Below are 20,441 nucleotides of genomic sequence, written 5' to 3'. Positions count from 1 at the left end.
TTGTTGAGTCCGAAAGCGCCCCGGGAAACCGGGGCGTTTTTTTGCATCGTCATTCCCCGATGTGCAATTGCACATCGTGGATGCGCCTCTTGGCGCAGGCCCGGAATGACTGCGGGAGGATTCACAGGGCTGTGATGTTCTGTAACGTTGCCTCTCTCGCGGCCGTACATCTGTGAAGTACGATGCTTCTCAGAAGATTTGGTCACGGAGTGGTTCGATGAAGATAGCTCGGTTCGCCCTTGCACTCGCCGTTAGCGCGCTCGTCGCGACGCTCGGCTCATTCGCTGCGCAGGCGGCAACGCCCGTCGAGGCGCGCAATGTCGTGCTGGTGCATGGCGCATGGGCTGATGGCTCGAGCTGGGCCGAGGTCATTCCGCTGCTGCAGGCCGCCGGCCTGAAAGTCACCGCCGTGCAAAATCCGCTGACCTCGCTGGAAGATTCCGTCGCAGCAACCCGCCGCGCCCTGGCGCTGCAGGACGGCCCGACCGTGCTGGTCGCCCATTCCTGGGGCGGCACCGTCATCAGCGAGACCGGGATCGACCCGAAGGTCACGGCGCTGGTCTATGTGGCCGCCCGCGCCCCTGACGCCGGGGAGGATTTTGTCGCGCTATCTGGAAAGTTTCCGACAGGTGCGGTGCGGGCGGGTGTCCAGGAGCACGACGGATTTACCCAACTGTCCGAGGAGTCCTTCCTCAAATATTTTGCCAATGGCGTCGAGCCCAGTAAGGCAAGAGTGCTTTATGCCGTGCAGGAGCCTACCGCCGCCTCACTGTTCGGCGGACGTACCACTGCGGCCGCCTGGCGCTCCAAGCCGTCGTGGTACGCCGTGTCGAAACAGGATCAGACTATCAATCCCGACCTCGAGCGATTTCTGGCAAAGCGCATGAATGCGACCACGGTGGAGCTGGACGCAGGTCACCTGTCGCTGGTGTCTCATCCCAAGGAAGTCGCCGATCTGATTCTCGCGGCGGCCGGGCGGAAGAAGTAGCGGTCGTTCCGTATTTATGGTCGTCCCTGCGAAAGCAGGGACCCATACGCCGCGGCGGTTATTTTGAGAGACGCTGGTCGACGGCTTTCGCGCAACAACTAGAGCCTGTGGTCGGGTCCCCGCTTTCGCGGGGACGACTTGTGGAGAGCGGGGACGACTCGTGGATGGGTGGCCTCGCTACTCCAGCCCCTGCACCTTCGGCATTTCCTGGGTCGGCGCAATCTGCGGTGCGGCGGGTTTTGCTTCGACCGCCGGCGGTGCCGGGGCTTGCGGCGCGGGCTGTGCATCAGCCGGTTTCGGCAGGACTGCGGCCGATTGCTGCGGCGGCGGTGCGACGGGCTTTTCCGCCAACGGCTTCACGTCGTCTTGGCGCACCGGCGGCGGTTTCGGCAGCGGCACCAGTGGCGCGCGGCTGGCGACATGCGGGATCGAACCCGGCGGCCGGGGCGCCCTGTGGGCTACGCCGACCGGCGGCAGTGGCCCGGCCGGGCCGTAGCTCCCAGTCACATCCTCGTTGGAATTGTCGCCCATCCGGTAGGCCGGCACGAAACGGATGATCTGTCCGGAGCGGGCATCGATCACCAGCCTGCCGTCCTCGCCGGTGCGGTCGACGACGGGAATGACGTAGACGAAGCCGCGCAGCTTGGGAATTCCGAGCGGCGAAAACCTGTTCTCGCGGACCACCGCGTAGACCTCCTCGGGCGGCAGCAACATCGGCCCGCCGTAGCGCGGCGAAGGCGCCTCCGGCGGCATCGCCGCATAGGGGCCATCGAAGTCAGACGCCGGCGCGTATCGCGGCCCGCCGATTTCATGTGGCGCGACACCTTGCGCGCTGGCGGCGGTGGCCGCGAGAACCAGCCCGGCCGACACCACCCATCCCGTGAACAGCTTCATTGCATCGCTCCTGTACCGCCCCCGCCCAGAGCGTTTTCGCCTCTGTGCCAAACCTAACTTCAGGGCTGATTCCGGCGGAGCTTGGGCCGGATCGCGGCGCGTTCGCCGCAAATCCGCAGGTCCCGCGGCCGACCTCGTCAGCACCGCGTATCCGGCATGCAGGCGGCGACTTTCATGCGCTTGTGTGATAAAGAAAAATTTGGCATTGTGGCATTTAGGACAGTATCACTGTCGCAATTGCGGCGGCAAACCCGGCACAGGGATTGCAACGCAAGGCCAGGCGGCGTGGCTTGCGAAGACGCGGCGCCGAAGAGATAGCAGGCAAGGCCGTCCGTCGTCGGGGATGCTGGACGCCCAGGCCTGAAATTATCAAATTGCGGCTCGCGGAGGACGAGCGGTGGCCCGGTGGGGTTCCGCAGACGCCCAAGGTGCGCCGACCACGACGGTGAGGCCCTTACCGGATCGAGAGGACGAAGAGATGAGCGGGTCGGAGTTCGAGCGCGAATACACCACCACGGATGCGCTGTCGGCGGCCCCGGCTTCGAAACCGGCGGAACAACTCGAAGAAAATTTGCGCGAGCACGATTGGCGGCCGCCCGCTGAGGGTCTCTACGATCCCTCGCTGGAAAAGGATTCCTGCGGCGTCGGCTTCATCGCCAACATCAAGGGCAAGAAGTCGCATCAGATCGTCTCCGACGCGCTCAACATCCTCTGCAACCTCGAGCATCGCGGCGCCGTCGGCGCCGATCCGCGCGCCGGCGACGGCGCCGGCATCCTGGTGCAGATCCCGCACGCCTTCTTCGAGCGCAAGGCGGCCGAACTCGGCTTCCAATTGCCGAAGCCAGGCGAGTACGCGGTCGGCGCGCTGTTCATGCCGAAGGAGACGGCGTGGCGCAAAGTCATCAAGAGCATCATCGCCGACCAGATCAAGGACGAGGGCCTGACGCTGCTCGGCTGGCGCGACGTGCCATCAGACAATTCCTCGCTCGGCGTCACCGTCAAGCCGACCGAGCCTGCGCATATGCAGGTGTTCATCGGCCGCGGCGCCCACATCAAGAACGAGGACGATTTTGAACGGCGGCTCTACATCCTGCGCAAGTCGATCTCGCAGGCGATCTATCAGCGCCGCGACCGCGGGCTCGCCGGCTATTACCCGGTCTCGCTGTCGTGCCGCACCGTGGTTTACAAGGGCATGTTCCTGGCCGACCAGCTCGGCAAATATTATCCCGATCTGTCCGAGCCGGATTTCGAAAGCGCGCTGGCGCTGGTGCATCAGCGCTTCTCGACCAACACCTTTCCGACCTGGTCGCTGGCGCATCCGTACCGGATGATCGCGCATAATGGCGAGATCAACACGCTGCGCGGCAACGTCAACTGGATGGCGGCGCGCCAGGCCTCGGTGCATTCGCAACTCTACGGCAAGGACATCTCCAGGCTGTGGCCGATCTCCTATGAGGGCCAGTCTGACACCGCCTGTTTCGACAACGGCCTCGAATTCCTGGTGCAGGGCGGCTACTCGCTGCCGCATGCCGTGATGATGATGATTCCGGAAGCCTGGGCCGGCAATCCGTTGATGGATGAACAGCGCCGCTCGTTCTACGAATACCACGCCGCGATCATGGAGCCGTGGGACGGCCCGGCCGCGATCGCGTTCACCGACGGCCGCCAGATCGGGGCTACGCTGGACCGCAACGGCTTGCGGCCGGCGCGCTATCTCGTGACGTCGGACGACCGTATCGTCATGGCCTCCGAAATGGGTGTGTTGAAAATCCCCGAGGAGCACATCGTCACCAAGTGGCGATTGCAGCCCGGCAAGATGCTGCTGGTCGACCTCGAACAGGGTCGCCTGATTCCGGACGACGAGATCAAGGCGCAATTGGCAAAAAACCATCCCTATCGCGAATGGCTCGACCGCACCCAGATCGTGCTCGAGGAATTGCCCGACGCCCCGACCAAGGGTATGCGCTCCAACCTACCGCTGCTCGATCGGCAGCAGGCGTTCGGCTACACCCAGGAAGACATCACCATCCTGATGACGCCGATGGCGTCGACGGGCGAAGAGGCCAACGGCTCGATGGGCAACGACACGCCGATCTCGGCGCTGTCCGACAAGCCGAAGCCGCTGTTCACCTATTTCAAGCAGAATTTTGCCCAGGTGACCAATCCGCCGATCGATCCGATCCGCGAAGAACTGGTCATGAGCCTGGTCTCGATCATCGGGCCGCGGCCGAACCTGTTCGATCTGCAGGGCATGGCGGGCCTCACCAAGCGCCTCGAAGTGCGTCAGCCGATCCTGACCGACGCCGATCTGGAAAAGATCCGCTCGATCTCGGAAATCGCCGACAGCCATTTCAAGTCGCGCACGCTCGACACCACCTTCCACGCCGGCTTCGGCGCGGCAGGCCTCGAGCAGGTGCTCGACGAACTCTGCGCGCGCGCCGAGGCAGCCGTCCGCGAGGGCGTCAACATCATCATCCTGTCCGACCGCATGGCGGGCTCGGACCGGATTCCGATTCCATCGCTGCTCGCCTGCGCCGCCGTGCATCATCATCTGATCCGCACCGGTCTGCGCACCTCGGTCGGGCTGGTGGTTGAATCCGGCGAGCCGCGCGAGGTGCACCACTTCGCCTGTTTGGCCGGCTACGGCGCCGAGGCGATCAATCCTTACCTCGCCTTCGAGACCATCATCTCGATGAAGGACCGTCTGCCGTCGGCGCTCGACGATTATGAAATCGTCAAGCGCTACATCAAGTCGATCGGCAAGGGCCTGTTGAAGGTGATGTCGAAGATGGGCATCTCGACCTATCAGTCCTATTGCGGCGCGCAGATTTTCGACGCCGTCGGACTGAAGGCGGATTTCGTCTCGAAATATTTCGCTGGCACCCACACCCAGATCGAAGGCGTCGGCTTGGCCGAGATCGCCGAGGAAACCGCGCGCCGCCACGCCGACGCGTTCGGCGATGCGCCGGTCTACAAGACCGCGCTCGATGTCGGCGGCGAATATGCCTATCGCACCCGCGGCGAGGATCACGCCTGGACCGCCGAGTCGGTCTCGACGCTGCAGCATGCCGTGCGCGGCAATTCGCTGGACCGCTACCGGGCGTTCGCAAAGATCCTCAACGAGCAGTCCGAGCGGCTGTTGACCTTGCGCGGCCTGTTCAAGATCAAGACCGCCGAGGACGAGAAGCGAAGGCCCGTGCCGCTCGATCAGGTCGAGCCGGCCAAGGACATCGTCAAGCGTTTTGCGACGGGAGCGATGTCGTTCGGCTCGATCTCGCGCGAGGCGCACACGACGTTGGCGATCGCGATGAATCGCATCGGCGGCAAGTCCAACACCGGCGAAGGCGGCGAGGAGAGCGACCGCTTCAAGCCGATGCCGAACGGCGATTCGATGCGCTCGGCGATCAAGCAAGTCGCCTCGGGGCGCTTCGGCGTCACCACCGAATATCTCGTCAACGCCGACATGATGCAGATCAAGATGGCGCAGGGCGCAAAGCCCGGCGAAGGCGGCCAATTGCCCGGCCACAAGGTCGACGCCGTGATCGCGCGTGTCAGGCACTCGACGCCCGGCGTCGGGCTGATCTCGCCGCCGCCGCATCACGACATCTATTCGATCGAGGATCTGGCGCAGCTGATCTACGACCTCAAGAACGTCAATCCGGACGGACTGGTGTCGGTAAAACTCGTCTCCGAAATCGGCGTCGGCACGGTGGCCGCCGGCGTCGCCAAGGCGCGCGCCGACCACGTCACCATCGCAGGTTTTGAAGGCGGAACCGGTGCGTCTCCCCTCACCTCGATCAAGCACGCCGGCAGCCCCTGGGAAATCGGCCTTGCCGAAACCCACCAGACGCTGGTGCGAGAGCGGCTGCGCAGCCGCATCATTGTCCAGGTCGATGGCGGCTTCCGCACCGGACGCGACGTCGTGATCGGCGCGCTGCTGGGCGCCGACGAGTTCGGTTTTGCCACAGCGCCCCTGATCGCAGCCGGCTGCATCATGATGCGCAAATGCCATCTCAACACCTGTCCGGTCGGTGTCGCGACCCAGGACCCAGTGCTGCGCAAGCGTTTTACCGGCCAGCCGGAGCACGTGATCAACTATTTCTTCTTCGTCGCCGAGGAAGTCCGCGAGATCATGGCTCAGCTCGGCTACCGCACCTTCAACGAAATGGTCGGCCAGACCCAGATGCTCGACCAGTCCTCGCTGGTGGCGCATTGGAAGGCCAAGGGGCTCGACTTCTCAAAGCTGTTCGTGCGCCAGAAGGAAGAGAAGGGCCAGAAGATCTATCACGCGCAGGCGCAGGACCATCATCTGGAGGCCGTGCTCGACCGGAGGCTGATCGAGAAGGCGCAGGCAGCGCTTGACCGCGGCGCGCCGGTCAAGATCGACATGGAGATCAACAACACCGACCGCAGTGCGGGTGCGATGCTGTCCGGCAGCCTCGCGAAAATCTACGGCCATGCCGGATTGCCGCATGACACCATCCAGGTGAATTTCAAGGGCACCGCGGGCCAGGCATTCGGCGCGTGGCTCGCGCGCGGCGTCACCTTCGATCTCGAAGGCGAAGGCAACGACTATGTCGGCAAGGGCCTCTCCGGCGGCCGCATCATCGTCAAGCCACCGCGCAATTCGGCGATTGTGCCGGAAGAGTCCATCATCGTCGGCAACACCGTGATGTATGGCGCGATCGAGGGCGAGTGCTATTTCCGCGGCATCGCCGGCGAACGCTTCGCGGTGCGCAATTCCGGCGCGGTCGCGGTCGTCGAGGGCGCCGGCGATCATTGCTGCGAATACATGACCGGCGGCATCGTCGTGGTGCTCGGCAAGACCGGACGCAATTTCGCCGCCGGCATGTCGGGCGGCGTGGCTTACGTTCTCGACGAGGCCGGCGACTTCCCGAAACTGTGCAACATGGCGATGGTCGAGCTCGAACCGGTGCTCTCGGAAGAGATGATCAACGAGAACGCCTATCACGCCTCGGGCGATCTGGAGGCCCACGGCCGGGTCGACGTGTTCGCCAATCTCCTGGAGTCCGATATCGAGCGGCTGCATGTCCTGATCACGCGCCACGCGAAATTGACGGGCTCGAAGCGCGCCGCCGACATTCTGGCCGACTGGAAGACCTGGCTGCCGAAATTCCGCAAGGTGATGCCGGTGGAATACCGCCGCGCGCTGAAGGAATTGAAGGCCAACGCCGACGCCGAGCCGAAAATCGCGATCGGGGCTTAATTGTTATCCTCATGGTAAGGAGGCGCTTGCGCCGTCTCGAACCATGAGGCCACGCTGAGGCCTCATCCTTCGAGACGCGGCGAAGACGCCGCTCCTCAGGATGAGGGGAGAGAAACGACGAGGCAGAGGGCGTCAGGTTTATTAATGGGCAAGATTACGGGTTTTCTTGAGATCGAGCGGCACGACCGCAAATACGAGCCGGTCGCCGAGCGGATCAAGAGCTATCGCGAATTCGTCGTTCCCTTGAGCGAGAAGGACACCCGCGACCAGGCGGCGCGCTGCATGAATTGCGGCATTCCCTATTGCCACGGCACCGGCTCGGTGGCGCCGGGCACGCCGGGCTGCCCGGTCAACAACCAGATTCCGGATTTCAACGATCTGGTCTATCAAAACAATTGGGAAGAAGCCTCGCGCAATCTGCACTCGACCAATAATTTTCCGGAATTCACCGGGCGCATTTGCCCGGCGCCGTGCGAAGCCTCCTGCACGCTCAACATCGACGACAATCCCGTCACCATCAAGACCATCGAATGCGCGATCGTCGACCGCGCCTGGGAGAACGGCTGGATCAAGCCGGAAATCCCGGCAACCAAGACCGGCAAGAAGGTCGCGGTGATCGGCTCCGGCCCCGCGGGGCTCGCCTGCGCGCAGCAGCTCGCGCGCGCCGGCCACGACGTGCATCTGTTCGAGCGCTGGGCCAAGGCCGGCGGCTTGCTGCGTTATGGCATTCCCGACTTCAAGATGGAGAAACATGTCATCGACCGCCGTGTTGCGCAGATGGAAGCCGAGGGCGTGACCTTTCACTACAACACCCCGGTCGGCGGCACTTCACCCGGCGCGATCGATCCGCGCGCGATGCTCAACGACTATGACGCGCTGGCGCTGACCGGCGGCGCCGAAGCCGCGCGCGATTTGCTGATCCCCGGCCGCGATCTTGCTGGGATTCACTTCGCGATGGATTTTTTGCCGCAGCAGAACCGCCGCGTCTCCGAGGAGCCGCTCGACGGCACGCCGGATATTCTGGCCGGCGGCAAGCATGTCGTCGTGATCGGCGGCGGCGATACCGGCTCGGACTGCATCGGCACTTCTTTCAGGCAGGGCGCGCTCTCGGTGACGCAGCTCGAAATCATGCCGGCGCCGCCGGAGCGCGAGAACAAGGGCCTAACCTGGCCGAACTGGCCCTTAAAGATGCGGACCTCGTCGAGCCAGGCCGAAGGGGCAAAACGCGAATACGCCGTGCTGACGCAAAAATTCTCCGGCGTCGACGGCAAGGTGACAAAACTGCATTGCGTGCAGGTCGACGAAAAATTCAAGCCGATCGCGGGAAGCGAATTCGAACTCGACGCGCAGCTCGTGCTGCTCGCCATGGGTTTTGTCCATCCGGTGCATGAGGGCCTGCTGAAGACCCTCGGCGTCGACCTCGACCAGCGCGGCAACGTCCGCGCCAACACCGCGGACTACCAGACCTCGCGCCCCAACGTCTTCTCCGCCGGCGACATGCGCCGCGGCCAGTCGCTGGTGGTGTGGGCCATCCGCGAGGGCCGGCTCTGCGCGCGGGCGATCGATCAGTTTCTGATGGGGACGACGAATTTGCCAAGGTAGGTTCTTCTCGAGAACAACGCTCAAAAGTCGTCATCACCCGCCACCGGGTCGGCGCAACGCGCCGCCCGATGACAGGCTCCAGCGGGTGATCCAGTAGTCCAGAGACGCTGGTGATCAATCGAGAGGCCGCGGCGTTCTGGATACCCGCTTTCGCGGGGTATGACAGCGAGCCCTAATTCTGCAGCCGCACGCCCAGCATCACCACCGTCGACGCCGAGCTCGAGAGCGGCACGTTGGAATCCAGAATATCCCGCCGCAGCGTACCCTTGAGCCAGAGATTGCGCGTCATCTTGTAGATCAAATCGCCCTCGAGCGAGTAGGTCTTGTCGCGCCGAACGTTGCCCTGGTAGTCGAGCGTGCCGAAGGTGAACCTTCCAATTCCCGTCAGCCAGCGGCGGAAGTCATGATCGACCTCGAAGGTGTAGGTGTGCACCAGCACGCCCGAGGTCAGGGGCAGCGTGGTCTCGGCGATCTGGGTGTCGGAAAAGAATCTTGCCGTGGTTAGCGGCGTCGCGTTCCAGATCAGCGAGGCCGAGGTGAGCAGGCCCTGCAGGCGCTCGAGCCTGGGGTCGATATAGTTGCGCGCGGCGTAGCCGATCGAGATTTCGCCGGTCAGGAGGCGCGAGAACTCAAAGGAGGTGCCGGCCTTGGCGTAGCCGCCGTTCGAATCGCGCTGAAAACCGCTGCGGTCGAACTGCAGATCGTGGACGCGGGTGTCGCCCTCGATCTCACCGAACGGCTTTACGCCGGGCAACAGATCATAGCTGACGCGGCCGATGCCGCCATATTGGTTGAAATCGCGGTCGTCGTTGGAGAAGAAGGCGCCGTCGGTGAGTTTTGATTGCTGGTAGGCGGTGCGGTCGACGGTGCCGCCGGCGGCGATCTCCAGGCGGTTGAAATTCTGGTCGAATCCAAAAGTGCCGCCGAGCGTGGTGTAGATCGGATAGCGCGCGAGCCCGGCCTGGATGTTCGGGCTGCCGGGATTGTCGGTCGTAACCAACAGCCGCGTCTGCGCGGTCAGCCGCAGATCGTGGCTGACATCGAGACGGCCGTCGACATGGCCGATGAAATTGGGACGGTCGACGTCGGTCGGCGCCGGTGAAACCGCGCCGTCGACGATCTGCGGCATCTGGTTGCCATAGCCGGTGAAGGATCCGCGCAGATCGGCGACGACGGCGTGGCGCTCCCAGTCGGAGACCGCCAAAAATTCGGGCGCGACGACATAGAACGGCGAGCCGTGCGGCTCGGGCAGGCGCGCGGGATTGGTGTCGTAACCACCGGAAAGTTCGACGGCGGATTTGACGAGGAAGCCGCCGACATAATCGCCGACCGCGCCGAACGGATCGTTATCGATCAGGAGCCGTTTGCGCGGCGGCTGACCGACCACGGTGCCGGCCATCGCCGGCGGGATCGGCAGCTTGTTAGCAGTCTCCGACGGCGGCACCGCCAATCGCTCGCGCCCGATGGAAACCAAAGGCGCGGCCGGTGTCGACAGCGCAGGCGTGCCGGGACCCGGCGGCGGTTTCGGCTTTGCCTGGCCCGGATAAAATTTTGGCTTCTTGCGGGTGCGGTTGAGCGAGTCGAAGCCGGAGCCAGCAGCACCATTGGCGGCGGGCAGGCCGTAGGTCGGGATCTGGCCGATCCGCGACGGTGCGGGCGGTGCGACGTCCTTGTCGCGGAGCTTTGGGTCGTTGGCGGGATCGGTGGGGTCGGCGGTGGGATCGCTCTTGTCACCGATCTTGCGCAGCGGCGAATTCTGCGCCGTCAAAAAGCCGTCGCGCTGCGGGCGGAACAGGTCGGGGGTGAGGGTCTGGGCCTCGGCCGATGAGCCTGCGAAGGCGATCAGCGCGAGGCATGGCAAGACAGCGCGTAAGGCGATCACGCGCCTGCGGCGGCCCCTTGCTGGCCCCTCCATCACGATCAAAATACCCCAACGAATTCATACGCTTGCCGATCACCTTCCGGGCACGCCCGGATGCTTGGCGGAAAACGTCGTTAATGGAGTTAAAACAATTATGGTTAATGAGCCGTTGAGAGCCGCCCGCGCGCGTCGCAACGCCAAATCGGCCGTGCTAAGGAGAGGGGCCCGGCATCAAAAAGCGATGCCCCCTTTCGGAACGAGACATGCCCAAACCGAAGCCGCTGATGACAAAATCATCCGGGACCGATCACGCGAACGAGACCATTGCGTCCGCCTTGCGCACGCTGGATGCCGGTGTCAACGGCGTCAGTGCGATTGCCGCGGCGCTCGAGGGCCCGCTGGGGCTGGCGTTTACAGAGACGGTCGATCTGATCCGGCAGGCCAAAGGCCGCGTGATCGTCACCGGGCTTGGCAAATCGGGCCACGTGGCGCGCAAGATCGCGGCGACACTGGCCTCGACCGGCACGCCGGCGTTCTTCGTGCACGCGGCGGAAGCGAGCCACGGCGATCTCGGCATGATCACGGCCGACGATGTGATCATCGCGCTGTCGTGGTCCGGCGAGCAGCCGGAAATGAAAAACCTCGTCAATTATTCGAAGCGTTTTGCCATTCCGATGATTGCGGTGACCGCGAATGCGGCCTCGCCGCTTGGTGAAGCCGCGCAGATCGTCCTTGAATTGCCGAAGGCGCGCGAAGCCTGCCCGCACAATTTGGCGCCGACGACGTCATCGCTGATGCAGGCCGCGATCGGCGACGCGCTCGCGATTGCGCTGCTCGAAGGCCGCGGCTTTACGGCGCTGGAATTCGCCAATTTCCATCCCGGCGGCAAGCTTGGCGCGATGCTGAAATTCGTCCGCGACATCATGCACACGGGTGACGCGATCCCGATCAAACCGCTCGGCACGAAAATGTCGGACGCGCTGGTGGAAATGTCGTCGAAGGGATTTGGCTGCGTCTGTATCGTCGACCGTGGCGGCGACATTGCCGGCATCATCACCGACGGTGATTTGCGTCGTCAGATGCGGCCCGATTTGATGACGGCCCTGGTCGACGACGTCATGACGAAAAATCCGCGGACGATCGCGCCGGGCATGCTCGCCAGCGAGATCATGCGCGAGAGCGTCACCGCGTCGAAGCCTGCGGTGATGATGCTGATCGTCGCCGAGGGCAACAAGCCGGTCGGTATCGTGCACGTCCATGACGTGCTCCGCGCCGGGGTGGCGTAGGCGCCGAGCGGCGCCCTACCGCTTCCGTCATTCCGGGGCGTGCGAAGCACGAACCCGGAATCCATAACCACGATTGGGGGTTATGGATTCCGGGCCTGCCGCCTCAGGTCGGCAATTGCCGAAGGAAGGCGCATCCCGGAATGACGAAGATTGTTTAGTTCGCCGCCACCGGAAATCTCGCCGCCTTTTCCTCTAGCGGCAGCGCCAGCCCGTTCGCGAGATACGACACGGTGCGATAGAGGCCGCACAGCAGGATGATCTCGAAAATCTGCGCGTCGTCGTAATGCGCCGACAGCACCTTGAATTCGGCTTCGCTCAGCGTCGCGCGGGCATGCAGCGCGTCGACGGCGGCAACCAGCGCCTGCTCGGCAACCGACCAGCACGGCGCATCTGGCTTGTCCAGCACCGTGGCGCGCACCTGCTCATCGGTCAGATGCGCCACCGCGGCAAATATCGCGACATGCACGCCCCATTCATACTCGCAACCGGTCAGCGCGCAGGTGCGGTCGATGACGATCTCGCGCTCGCGCAGCGGCAACGGGCCAGGGTCCAGCAAGCTGCCGGCGCGGAATTTTTCCCAGGCACGCGGATTGCTTGCCATGACTCGAAACAGAACGAGCGGTGGCGCGCCGCGCATGATGCGGTCGAACTGTTCTTTAATCTCCGGTGCATAAGGCGGCTCTAGCGGCGCGATGCGTGACATGGTCGTCTCCCGTGCTACACTAAACGTAGCGAGATGCTACATTATCTGTAGCAGACCGCAAGGAGACCAAAGTGCCGAAACAGCCTGCCGCCATGAAAAAACGCGCCGTGCGCGGCTCGAAATCGGGCCGGCCGATCATGGCGCTGCTCGATCTGTTGGGCCGGCGCTGGAGCTTGCGGATCATCTGGGAACTCCGCGAGCAGCCGCTGACATCGCGCGCGCTGCGCGCCGCCTGCGATGAAGCTTCGCCTACCGTGCTGCAGGCGCGATTGTCCGAGCTGCGCGAGACGGGTCTTATCGAACTCATTCCTGCCAGCGGCTACCGCCTCACGGAGATGGGGCGGGAGCTTTTTCAAACCTTCCTTCCGCTGCATCGCTTTGCCGAGCGGTGGAACAAGGGTCAGGGCTGAAGAAGAGGCGACCACTTCTCCCTCTCCCCGCGAGCGGGGCGAGGTAAGATCAAGCCGCCGCCACCGTCAGGCTGGCGCCGTCGGCCTGCACGATCCTGACCCGGCTGCCGGCTGGCGTATCGGGGCCGGCGACGCGCCAGATGGTGTCGTCGATCCGCACCGTGCCGGAGCCGTCGATGATCGGCTTTTCCAACGTGAACACCCGCCCGACCAGCGCGTCGGCGCGCCTGTTGAGAAACGGATTGCTCTCGCTGACCGCGGTATTGCTGCGCGCCAGGCGACGCCACAACGGCACCGCGGCGGCGGCAAAGATCGCAAACATCAGCATCTGCAATTGCCAGGACGGATTGATCACAAACGACAACAGCCCGACCAGCAATGCCGCAAGCCCGAGCCAGAACAAGAACACCCCGGGCGCGACCAATTCCAGCGCCATCAGGATGACGCCGAAGATCAGCCAGTTCCAGGTGCCCAACGTTGAGAACATCTCGGTCATGGTGTGACCCTTTATTTCTGGCGCGTGATCTTTTCGGAAAACCGGTATCCACTTTTCCGGATCATGCGCTATTTCTGGCGCATGATCTTTTCGGAAAACCGGTATCCACTTTTCCGGATCATGCGCTTGGGATCAAGCTCCGCTCGGCGGCGGGACCGGCGGAACGGTGCCGGTGGCCGGCACCGAGGAACGCCGCGCGGCGGCCGCGGCCGATGCCGCGCTTTCCCCAAACGTCGCCTTCGCGATCTCGCCGATGCCGGCGAGCGATCCCAGAATGCTCATCGCCTCGATCGGCAACATGATGATCTTCTGGTTCGGCGAATCCGCCAATTGCCCGAACGCCTTGATGTATTTGTCGGCGATAAAATAGTTCAGCGCGGCGACATCGCCTTGGGCGATGGCTTGGCTGACCATCTGCGTCGCCTTGGCTTCGGCTTCCGCGGAGCGCTCACGCGCTTCGGCGTCGCGGAACGCTGCCTCCTTTCGGCCCTCGGCCTGCAGGATCTGGCCTTGCTTGGCGCCTTCGGCGCGAAGGATTTCCGATTGCCGCTGGCCTTCGGCCTGCAGGATGTCGGCGCGTTTGACGCGCTCGGCCTTCATCTGGCGTCCCATCGCCTCAACGAGATCGGCGGGCGGCACGATGTCCTTGATCTCGATTCGGTTGACCTTCAGCCCCCACGGCGACACCGCGGCATCGACCACCCGCAGCAGGCGCTCGTTGATCTCGTCGCGATGCGACAACACCTGGTCGAGGTCCATCGAGCCCATCACCGAGCGAATGTTGGTCATGGTCAGAACGATGATCGCCTGCTGGAGGTTGGATACTTCGTAGCTCGCTTTCGCGGCATCGAACACCTGGAAGAACGCGACGCCGTCGACCGTCACGGTGGCGTTGTCCTTGGTGATCACCTCCTGCTCGGGAATGCTGATCACCTGCTCCATCATGTTCATCTTGCGCCCGACGCGGTCGAAATAGGGCACGATGATGTTGAGCCCCGGCGCCAGCGTGCGGGTGTATTTGCCGAACCGCTCGATGGTCCAGTCATAGCCCTGCGGCACCGTCTTGATGCCGGCGAATAGCGTAAAGATAACGAGCAATACCAGTGCAATCGCGAAAATATCAAAACCGGTCATAAATCCTCCAAGGCGGACACGGATGTGCCCGCGTAAATTCCCCGCCCAACGTGCTTTACGAAGGCCCTGCCGTTGGTCTGGCCATCGCCGGCGCCGGTTCAACCCGGCTGTTCTCCGCTAGCATAGCTATATACGAGTTTACCGGCCGCCAGTCGAACCTGACCTGAACGCGGGATAGGTGATAGGCGGCCGAAACGCCGCTATTCGATCACCTCATCGGCGGTCGCGAGCAGCGACGGCGAGATCGTGACGCCGAGCGTCCGCGCCGCCCGGAGGTTGATCGTCAGCTCGAATTTCGTCGGGTTCTGGACCGGAAGTTCGCTCGGCCTGTCGCCCCTGAGGATGCGATCCACATACGCAGCCGCGCGGCGGAAGAGATCGTCGTTATCGGTGCCATAGGACATCAGCCCGCCATCGGCGACGAAGGCGCGATTCCAATAGACCGCGGGCAAATTGGCCTGCGCCGCGGCCGCGAGGATAGAAGCGCGATTGGCGATGGTGAAGAAATCCGGCAGCACCAGCAGCGCCGCGTTCTTTTCTGCCGCCAGCGCCGCGATGATCGCCGCAATCCCGGCCCGGTCGTGCACCGGCGCTTCGCGCACCGTCACCGCCAGCGACGGCGCAGCGTCATGCATGGCGCGCAGCATGAGATGGGCGAAGGGTGCAGTCGCAGGATTGTAAAGAGCAGCCACGCGCGCGGCGGGCGGCGTGATCTGTGTCAGCATCTCGAGCCATTTGCCGGCCATCGGCCCGTCGTAATCGGTGAATCCGGTGATGTTGCCGCCGGGATGCGCGAGGCTTACGACAAAACCCTGGTCGACCGGATCGGTGACGACCGCAAACACGATGGGGATCGTGCTGGTTCGCCGCCGCAATTCATCGACGCACGGCGTGCCGGCGGCGAGAAGGACGTCGGGGGCAAGCGCGACCAATTCGCCGGCGAACTCTGCGATCAGCTTGCGCTCGCCGCTGCCGTGGCGCCAGTCGATGCGCAGATTGCCGGCCTCTTTCCAATCGAGTGCGGCCAGCGCCTCGACCAGCACGGCGGTACGCGTCTCCGTGGCCGGATCGCCGGCGGCGGTTACCGTAAGTACCCCGAGATGGCGCATGCCCGCGCCCGACGGCTGCGCCCGCGCCGCGAGCGGCAACGTTGCGCCGGCGAGAATGCCGATAAACTCCCGTCGCCTCATCGCGAAGTTTCCGCCATTCCCGTCAAATCCAGCCTCTATATCCAGCTTCTATATCCAGCCCTGCAGCTCGCGCAGCACCAATTGGCGGATCACGTCCATGCCGGGCTCGCTGTCGTTGAGGCAGGGGATCGCGGCAAACTGCTCGCCCCCATTATGCTTGAATATCTCGGCATTCTCCTGGGCGATCTCTTCCAGAGTCTCCAGGCAATCGGCGGAAAAACCGGGCATCACCACGGCGATGCGGCGCACGCCCTCCTTTGCCAGCCTCTCCATGGTCTTGTCGGTATAGGGCTTTAGCCACTCGTCGGAGCCGAAGCGCGACTGGAAAGTCAGCAGCAGTTTTGAGGCGTCGAGCTCCATGCGCTTGCGCAGTGCATCGGTGGTCGCATGGCATTGCGCAAAATAGGGATCGCCCTTGTCGACATATTTTTGCGGCATGCCGTGGAACGAGGCCACGATCAGCTCAGGCTGAAAGGGCAAAGTTTTTAGATGCGCGTTGATCGAGACCGCCAGCGCCTCGATATAATCAGGGTCGTCGTAATAGGGCGGGCTCACCCGTAACGTCGGCTGCGCGCGCATGGTGGCGAGCACGCGGAACACTTCGTCGCAGACTGTCGCCGACGTCGCGGCGGAATATTGCGGATAGAGCGGCACCACCAACAGCCGGCCGCAGCCCTGCGCCGTGAGCGCCTCGATGCGCGAGGCGATCGAGGGATTGCCGTAACGCATCGCCCAATCGACCACGACATGGTCATGGTCCGCAATGTCAGCCGCGAGTTTTTCGCATTGCGAGCGGGAGATGGTCTTCAGCGGCGATTCGTTTTTCTCGAAATTCCAGATCTTCTGGTAATCGCGCGCCTTGCGGGCCGGGCGGGTGCGCAGGATGATGCCGTTCAGGATCAGCTTCCACAAAATCCCCTGATCCTCGATCACTCGCGGATCGGACAGAAATTCCTTCAGATAGACGCGCACGCCCTTGGCATCCGCGGTATCGGGGGTTCCGAGATTGACCAGGAGCACGCCGATGCGTTCCGGCCGCAACTCGGTGGCCGGCTTTGCGCTTTCGATTGGTATGACGGTTGCCATGATGGGTGTGGCTTCGCGCGTTGGACTATCCTTGTCAAGATAATGGCTCTTTCGATAGTGTCACGTTTTCCTGTGCTTCGGGGGAGCCATGACGGTCGCCGAATGGTGTGTTTTCGCAGCGCTGATGCTCTATTTGCTGACCATCGGGTCGGTCAAATGGATCGGGTTTCGCCGCTTCGACAATTCGAGACCGCGCGATCCCGCCTTCTACGACGACCCCATCCGCGCCCGCGCGCTGGGCGCGCACCAGAACGGCATCGAGACCTTTCCGTTCTTCGCCTTCGCGGTGCTTTTGGCTGAATTTCGCGGCGGCCCGCAGCGCCTGGTCGACGAACTGGCGGTATTGTTCGTGATCGTGCGGATCGCCTATGTCTTCACCTATGTCGGCGACCGGCCGACGCTGCGCTCGATCCTGTGGAGCCTCGGCTTTGCGATCAATCTGGCGATTTTCCTCATGCCGGCGATCCGCGGGTTTTGGCCGGTGTAGAGATCGTCATTGCGAGAAGCACCGCGACGAAGTAATCGAACTTTCCGGATTGCGCGCTTTCAGGTCATCCGGGAGATGACGGCTGGCCTCGGAAATAATCGCAACACCACGCTCAACGAGCCACTGCCGCCGCCAATCGTTTTCGAATGCTTCGAGCGACACATTCTCCAATACGCCGTTGATGCGTTCGATCGCCTCGATGATGTCTACCAAACGGGGCAGGAGCGAACGCGCGATCACTAGAACACGCGAACTGCTGTTGCTTCTATCGCTTCCCGCAGGGTCTTGTGCAGGCTGTCGCGCGTCATGATGTCGGCCTTACGGCCGAGTATGCTGGCGGCGTATTCCTTCACGTCCATTAGCTCGTACACGCCGAGCTTGCCCTTTTGATAGTCGAAAAAGAGGTCGACGCCGGAGTCGTCATTCGCCTCGCCACGCGCCGTCGAGCCGAACAGCTAGAGATGTTCGACGCCCAGCCGCCTCAAATCGGCTTCGTGTTGCCGCAATCGGCTTATGGCTTCATCGCGTTTCATCGCAGCATCATAGCAAATCCAATCGACTTCTTCCAAGTCATTTGGTTTCGAAGTGCCGACCAGCCCGTCCGACAAATCAATAAGTATGCTGGAAACAGAAGTCAGATCAGTATTTCGGTACAGCCGGGTTACCCCAGCGGTAGTTGATCCGTGCCGCGACCATGTCGACGTCCTGGCGGATATTTACGATCCGTTCCAATCCGCCAGCTGCCACCTTGTTATTGGGTCCCCACCCAGTCGAGATGAAGGTGTTGTTGGCGCTACCCATAAACAGATGGTCATACTCCACCGCGGCCGACCAGTTTGGAGCGAAGCCGAATTCGATACCGGCGCCAACCGTGCTTCCCCAGCGGGTTTCACTGGCCCGATCGAAGACGATGCCGGTCGTGGTGCCCAAACCATTGTATTTGTCCGCGGCAACAGCAGCACCGCCCTTCACATAAAGCAGAGCGTCGTACAAGGCGTAACCGACTTGCCCAGTGAAGAGGCCGAACGCGTTAACCTGGCTTTGGTTGGTCACCAAAGGATTAACCAGGCTGATACTGGATCCTTTCAGATTGGCCCAGTCGCCCTGCGCTTCGGCACCGAACACCCAATTGGCGGCCTGCCAGCGATAACCGACCTGACCGCCCGCCACGCCACCGTTTCCACTGTTGCAGCCCACATCAATGGTGGGGGCTCCATTGTTGACAAGGCTCCAACACTTTCTGTCTCCGCCCCAGCCGCCGTTGGCACCAACATAGAAGCCGCTCCAATCGTATATGGCAGCGACCATCGGCTGCGCCTTGGTGAAGGGACGGGCGGAAAGGTCCGCGGCGAGTACGGGCACGGCAAACCCCACCGTGGCAATCGCAACAAGCGAAATCTCTTTCATTTTCGTCCCTTGGTTTTTCAAAACGGTTGAGCAACTTTGGATTGATTTCGTAAATAGTCTGTTACGCGCCAGTGACGCTGGCTTTGAATGACCCGAAATCAGCTCTGATCAACGTTTGAGATCGATCAGGCTCCTTTCTCACTCGCCTCCCGGCCGCGAAGTGCTAGCTTGTAAAGCGCTGGGCTTGAGTTACGGCAAAACGTCTTGTCAGGATGACGAATGCGGCGGCGCGATTTCATCAGGCTTCTAGGCGCGGCGCCCCGGAAGGTCGGCGTCGTCGCCGGAATGGCGCTGTTGCTCGCCGTTCACCTTCCCTCCGCGACCTCAGCGCAGGATGGTACAGATCGGGTCACCGGCTTCGCGCGCGAGCCGGTCCACGTCGCCGCCTGGCCTGCCGGCAAAAAGGTCGCGGTCAGCTTTGCATTATTCGTCGAGGAGTTCGGCTTCGGTCAGGGCCCGGTCTTCCGTCCGGACCTGGCGACCCGCAACCCGGACCTCGTGAACGAGGCTTTCCGTCAATACGCGATCGACTGGGGCATCGCGCGCGTCGGCCGATTGTTCAGGGAATTGGATGTGCCGCTCAGCGTCGTATTGAACGCCGAATTTCCCGGCAACTATCCGTCGGTGTGGAAGGAATTCCGCGCGGCCCAGCCGAATGCGCCGATCGTCGCCCACGGCATGAACAACACCAGCCACATGCTGCCGCTCGGCCGCGGGCTCGCCGAAGAGAGGGCTTACATCCGCCGGACGCTGGACCTGATCGGCAGCGCGACCGGCGTCAAACCCAGCGGCTGGTCATCTCCGAGCGTCTATTCCGATGGCGACACGATGCAGGCGATGGCCGCCGAGGGCATCACCTACAGCCTCGACCAGATGGATTCCGACATCATTTCGCGCCTGAAGACGCCGGACGGGTCATTGGTGTTGCTGCCCTATCCCGTCGTCACGGTCGACATGGGCCAGCAGCTGGCACGAATGAAGACGCCGACAGAGATCGAGACACTTTGGCTGGATTACGTGTTGGAGCTGGCCCGCGAGGCCCGCGCCGACCCTGCGCGCGAGGCCACAACGGTGGTCATCGGAATCCATCCCTTTGTCGTCGGTACGCCCGACGGGGCGGCCGCCTTGCGGCGTGTCCTCTTGCGCCTCAAAACCGACGACGCGGTCTGGCTGACCGACACCGACGCAATCCTCAAGGCGGCCAGTCTGAAATGACCAAACGCAAGTTGCGCGCGCAGCAGGCAGGCGCACGTGACCCGGAGGAGTTGGTCGCAATTGATATCACAGCGTTGCAATTCTTGATCCGCTCCCTTGGTGCTCGTCGCATTGGTGGCCGCGGCAGCGATGCCGGCGATCTATCAGTTTCGCGAATTTACGACAGCCGGCGGACTGATGAGTTACGATCCAGACATCGCGGATGCCTATCGGCAGACCGGCGTTTACGCCGGCAAGATCCTGAAGGGCGCCCAGCCAGCCGACCTGCCGATCCAGCAACCGACCAAGTTCCAGCTTGTCATAAACCTCAAGACGGCAAAGGCACTGGGTATCGAAATCCCGCCGACGCTGCTCGCCCGCGCCGACGACGTGAGCGAATAGGTTGGGTTGATCATCGTCTGAGCGCCACAAGTGTGCAGTCTTGCCGTGGCCGCCCCGTCGCAAAGTGCTAGTGT

Annotated in this window: 18 protein-coding genes; 8 read left to right on the top strand and 10 right to left on the bottom strand. The window is 62.9% G+C overall.

What is annotated here, in order from left to right:
* Window positions 1-217 precede the first annotated feature (217 nt).
* Window positions 218-988, top strand: a complete 771-nt coding sequence (locus B5526_RS24930) for an alpha/beta fold hydrolase (protein ID WP_079542498.1) — start codon at window positions 218-220, stop codon at window positions 986-988.
* Between the two features lie 177 nt (window positions 989-1,165).
* Here B5526_RS24930 and B5526_RS24925 read toward each other — a convergent pair whose 3' ends face one another.
* Window positions 1,166-1,882 carry a hypothetical protein gene (locus tag B5526_RS24925; RefSeq protein ID WP_079542497.1) on the bottom strand — a complete coding sequence of 239 codons (717 nt, stop codon included), beginning with the start codon at window positions 1,880-1,882 and terminating at the stop codon, window positions 1,166-1,168.
* Window positions 1,883-2,360: 478 nt separating this feature from the next.
* On the opposite strand from B5526_RS24925, the gene gltB reads away from it, so the two are divergent.
* Window positions 2,361-7,109, top strand: a complete 4,749-nt coding sequence (gene gltB / locus B5526_RS24920; protein ID WP_079542496.1) for a glutamate synthase large subunit — start codon at window positions 2,361-2,363, stop codon at window positions 7,107-7,109.
* Between the two features lie 144 nt (window positions 7,110-7,253).
* Window positions 7,254-8,711 carry a glutamate synthase subunit beta gene (locus B5526_RS24915; RefSeq protein ID WP_079542495.1) on the top strand — a complete coding sequence of 486 codons (1,458 nt, stop codon included), beginning with the start codon at window positions 7,254-7,256 and terminating at the stop codon, window positions 8,709-8,711.
* A 172-nt stretch (window positions 8,712-8,883) separates the two neighbouring features.
* Here B5526_RS24915 and B5526_RS24910 read toward each other — a convergent pair whose 3' ends face one another.
* Entirely contained in the window at window positions 8,884-10,626 is a 1,743-nt protein-coding gene (locus B5526_RS24910; RefSeq protein ID WP_079542494.1) for an outer membrane beta-barrel protein, read from the bottom strand.
* 209 nt (window positions 10,627-10,835) lie between these two features.
* Between B5526_RS24910 and B5526_RS24905 the strand changes: the two genes are divergently transcribed.
* Window positions 10,836-11,858, top strand: a complete 1,023-nt coding sequence (locus B5526_RS24905) for a KpsF/GutQ family sugar-phosphate isomerase (protein ID WP_079542493.1) — start codon at window positions 10,836-10,838, stop codon at window positions 11,856-11,858.
* Between the two features lie 154 nt (window positions 11,859-12,012).
* Here B5526_RS24905 and B5526_RS24900 read toward each other — a convergent pair whose 3' ends face one another.
* Window positions 12,013-12,561 (bottom strand): carboxymuconolactone decarboxylase family protein, encoded by a 549-nt coding sequence (locus B5526_RS24900; RefSeq protein WP_079542492.1) that lies wholly within the window; start codon window positions 12,559-12,561, stop codon window positions 12,013-12,015.
* A gap of 92 nt (window positions 12,562-12,653) precedes the next feature.
* On the opposite strand from B5526_RS24900, the gene B5526_RS24895 reads away from it, so the two are divergent.
* A complete protein-coding gene (locus B5526_RS24895; RefSeq protein ID WP_154071754.1) occupies window positions 12,654-12,971 on the top strand; it encodes a winged helix-turn-helix transcriptional regulator in 318 nt (105 codons plus the stop codon).
* 49 nt (window positions 12,972-13,020) lie between these two features.
* Here the strand turns inward: B5526_RS24895 and B5526_RS24890 are convergent, their stop codons facing one another.
* From B5526_RS24890 to hemH, 4 genes are all read right to left on the bottom strand, one after another.
* Window positions 13,021-13,467 carry an NfeD family protein gene (locus B5526_RS24890; RefSeq protein ID WP_079542490.1) on the bottom strand — a complete coding sequence of 149 codons (447 nt, stop codon included), beginning with the start codon at window positions 13,465-13,467 and terminating at the stop codon, window positions 13,021-13,023.
* 132 nt (window positions 13,468-13,599) lie between these two features.
* On the bottom strand, window positions 13,600-14,601 hold the full coding sequence (locus tag B5526_RS24885; protein WP_079542489.1) for an SPFH domain-containing protein: 1,002 nt from the start codon (window positions 14,599-14,601) through the stop codon (window positions 13,600-13,602).
* Between the two features lie 200 nt (window positions 14,602-14,801).
* A complete protein-coding gene (locus tag B5526_RS24880; RefSeq protein ID WP_079542488.1) occupies window positions 14,802-15,791 on the bottom strand; it encodes an ABC transporter substrate-binding protein in 990 nt (329 codons plus the stop codon).
* Between the two features lie 48 nt (window positions 15,792-15,839).
* The gene (gene hemH, locus B5526_RS24875; protein ID WP_079542487.1) at window positions 15,840-16,877 is read right to left on the bottom strand and encodes a ferrochelatase; all 1,038 of its coding nucleotides are present in this window, start codon (window positions 16,875-16,877) and stop codon (window positions 15,840-15,842) included.
* Between the two features lie 88 nt (window positions 16,878-16,965).
* Between hemH and B5526_RS24870 the strand changes: the two genes are divergently transcribed.
* Window positions 16,966-17,364, top strand: coding sequence for an MAPEG family protein (locus B5526_RS24870; RefSeq protein WP_079542486.1), 399 nt, complete (start codon window positions 16,966-16,968; stop codon window positions 17,362-17,364).
* 6 nt (window positions 17,365-17,370) lie between these two features.
* On the opposite strand, the gene B5526_RS24865 is transcribed toward B5526_RS24870, so the two are convergent.
* The 3 genes from B5526_RS24865 to B5526_RS24855 all read right to left on the bottom strand — a co-directional run bounded on the left by B5526_RS24865 (window position 17,371) and on the right by B5526_RS24855 (window position 18,771).
* Entirely contained in the window at window positions 17,371-17,604 is a 234-nt protein-coding gene (locus B5526_RS24865) for a HepT-like ribonuclease domain-containing protein (RefSeq protein WP_154071444.1), read from the bottom strand.
* On the bottom strand, window positions 17,604-17,819 hold the full coding sequence (locus tag B5526_RS24860) for a nucleotidyltransferase family protein (RefSeq protein ID WP_244562396.1): 216 nt from the start codon (window positions 17,817-17,819) through the stop codon (window positions 17,604-17,606). Before B5526_RS24860 ends, B5526_RS24865 begins: the two co-directional genes overlap by 1 nt.
* A 184-nt stretch (window positions 17,820-18,003) precedes the next feature.
* On the bottom strand, window positions 18,004-18,771 hold the full coding sequence (locus B5526_RS24855; protein WP_079542485.1) for an outer membrane protein: 768 nt from the start codon (window positions 18,769-18,771) through the stop codon (window positions 18,004-18,006).
* A 219-nt stretch (window positions 18,772-18,990) separates the two neighbouring features.
* Between B5526_RS24855 and B5526_RS24850 the strand changes: the two genes are divergently transcribed.
* Together B5526_RS24850 and B5526_RS24845 are read left to right on the top strand one after the other, a co-directional pair.
* Window positions 18,991-19,986: a polysaccharide deacetylase gene (locus tag B5526_RS24850; protein ID WP_079542484.1), complete on the top strand. Its 996-nt coding sequence runs from the start codon at window positions 18,991-18,993 to the stop codon at window positions 19,984-19,986.
* A 99-nt stretch (window positions 19,987-20,085) separates the two neighbouring features.
* Window positions 20,086-20,367 (top strand): ABC transporter substrate binding protein, encoded by a 282-nt coding sequence (locus tag B5526_RS24845; protein WP_244562395.1) that lies wholly within the window; start codon window positions 20,086-20,088, stop codon window positions 20,365-20,367.
* Window positions 20,368-20,441 lie beyond the last annotated feature (74 nt).

Origin of the sequence: Bradyrhizobium lablabi (assembly GCF_900141755.1) — a bacterium.
Classification (GTDB): Bacteria; Pseudomonadota; Alphaproteobacteria; order Rhizobiales; family Xanthobacteraceae; genus Bradyrhizobium; species Bradyrhizobium lablabi_A.
Note: the sequence above shows the minus strand (reverse complement) of the source record. Positions and strands in the feature narration are given on the sequence as shown.

Excerpts from the sequence above, each read along its gene's own strand:
- B5526_RS24930 (WP_079542498.1), top strand. The coding sequence starts at position 218 with ATGAAGATAGCTCGGTTCGCCCTTGCACTCGCCGTTAGCGCGCTCGTC.
- B5526_RS24925 (WP_079542497.1), bottom strand. The coding sequence starts at position 1,882 with ATGAAGCTGTTCACGGGATGGGTGGTGTCGGCCGGGCTGGTTCTCGCG.
- gltB (WP_079542496.1), top strand. The coding sequence starts at position 2,361 with ATGAGCGGGTCGGAGTTCGAGCGCGAATACACCACCACGGATGCGCTG.
- B5526_RS24915 (WP_079542495.1), top strand. The coding sequence starts at position 7,254 with ATGGGCAAGATTACGGGTTTTCTTGAGATCGAGCGGCACGACCGCAAA.
- B5526_RS24910 (WP_079542494.1), bottom strand. The coding sequence starts at position 10,626 with ATGGAGGGGCCAGCAAGGGGCCGCCGCAGGCGCGTGATCGCCTTACGC.
- B5526_RS24905 (WP_079542493.1), top strand. The coding sequence starts at position 10,836 with ATGCCCAAACCGAAGCCGCTGATGACAAAATCATCCGGGACCGATCAC.
- B5526_RS24900 (WP_079542492.1), bottom strand. The coding sequence starts at position 12,561 with ATGTCACGCATCGCGCCGCTAGAGCCGCCTTATGCACCGGAGATTAAA.
- B5526_RS24895 (WP_154071754.1), top strand. The coding sequence starts at position 12,654 with ATGAAAAAACGCGCCGTGCGCGGCTCGAAATCGGGCCGGCCGATCATG.
- B5526_RS24890 (WP_079542490.1), bottom strand. The coding sequence starts at position 13,467 with ATGACCGAGATGTTCTCAACGTTGGGCACCTGGAACTGGCTGATCTTC.
- B5526_RS24885 (WP_079542489.1), bottom strand. The coding sequence starts at position 14,601 with ATGACCGGTTTTGATATTTTCGCGATTGCACTGGTATTGCTCGTTATC.
- B5526_RS24880 (WP_079542488.1), bottom strand. The coding sequence starts at position 15,791 with ATGAGGCGACGGGAGTTTATCGGCATTCTCGCCGGCGCAACGTTGCCG.
- hemH (WP_079542487.1), bottom strand. The coding sequence starts at position 16,877 with ATGGCAACCGTCATACCAATCGAAAGCGCAAAGCCGGCCACCGAGTTG.
- B5526_RS24870 (WP_079542486.1), top strand. The coding sequence starts at position 16,966 with ATGACGGTCGCCGAATGGTGTGTTTTCGCAGCGCTGATGCTCTATTTG.
- B5526_RS24855 (WP_079542485.1), bottom strand. The coding sequence starts at position 18,771 with ATGAAAGAGATTTCGCTTGTTGCGATTGCCACGGTGGGGTTTGCCGTG.
- B5526_RS24850 (WP_079542484.1), top strand. The coding sequence starts at position 18,991 with ATGCGGCGGCGCGATTTCATCAGGCTTCTAGGCGCGGCGCCCCGGAAG.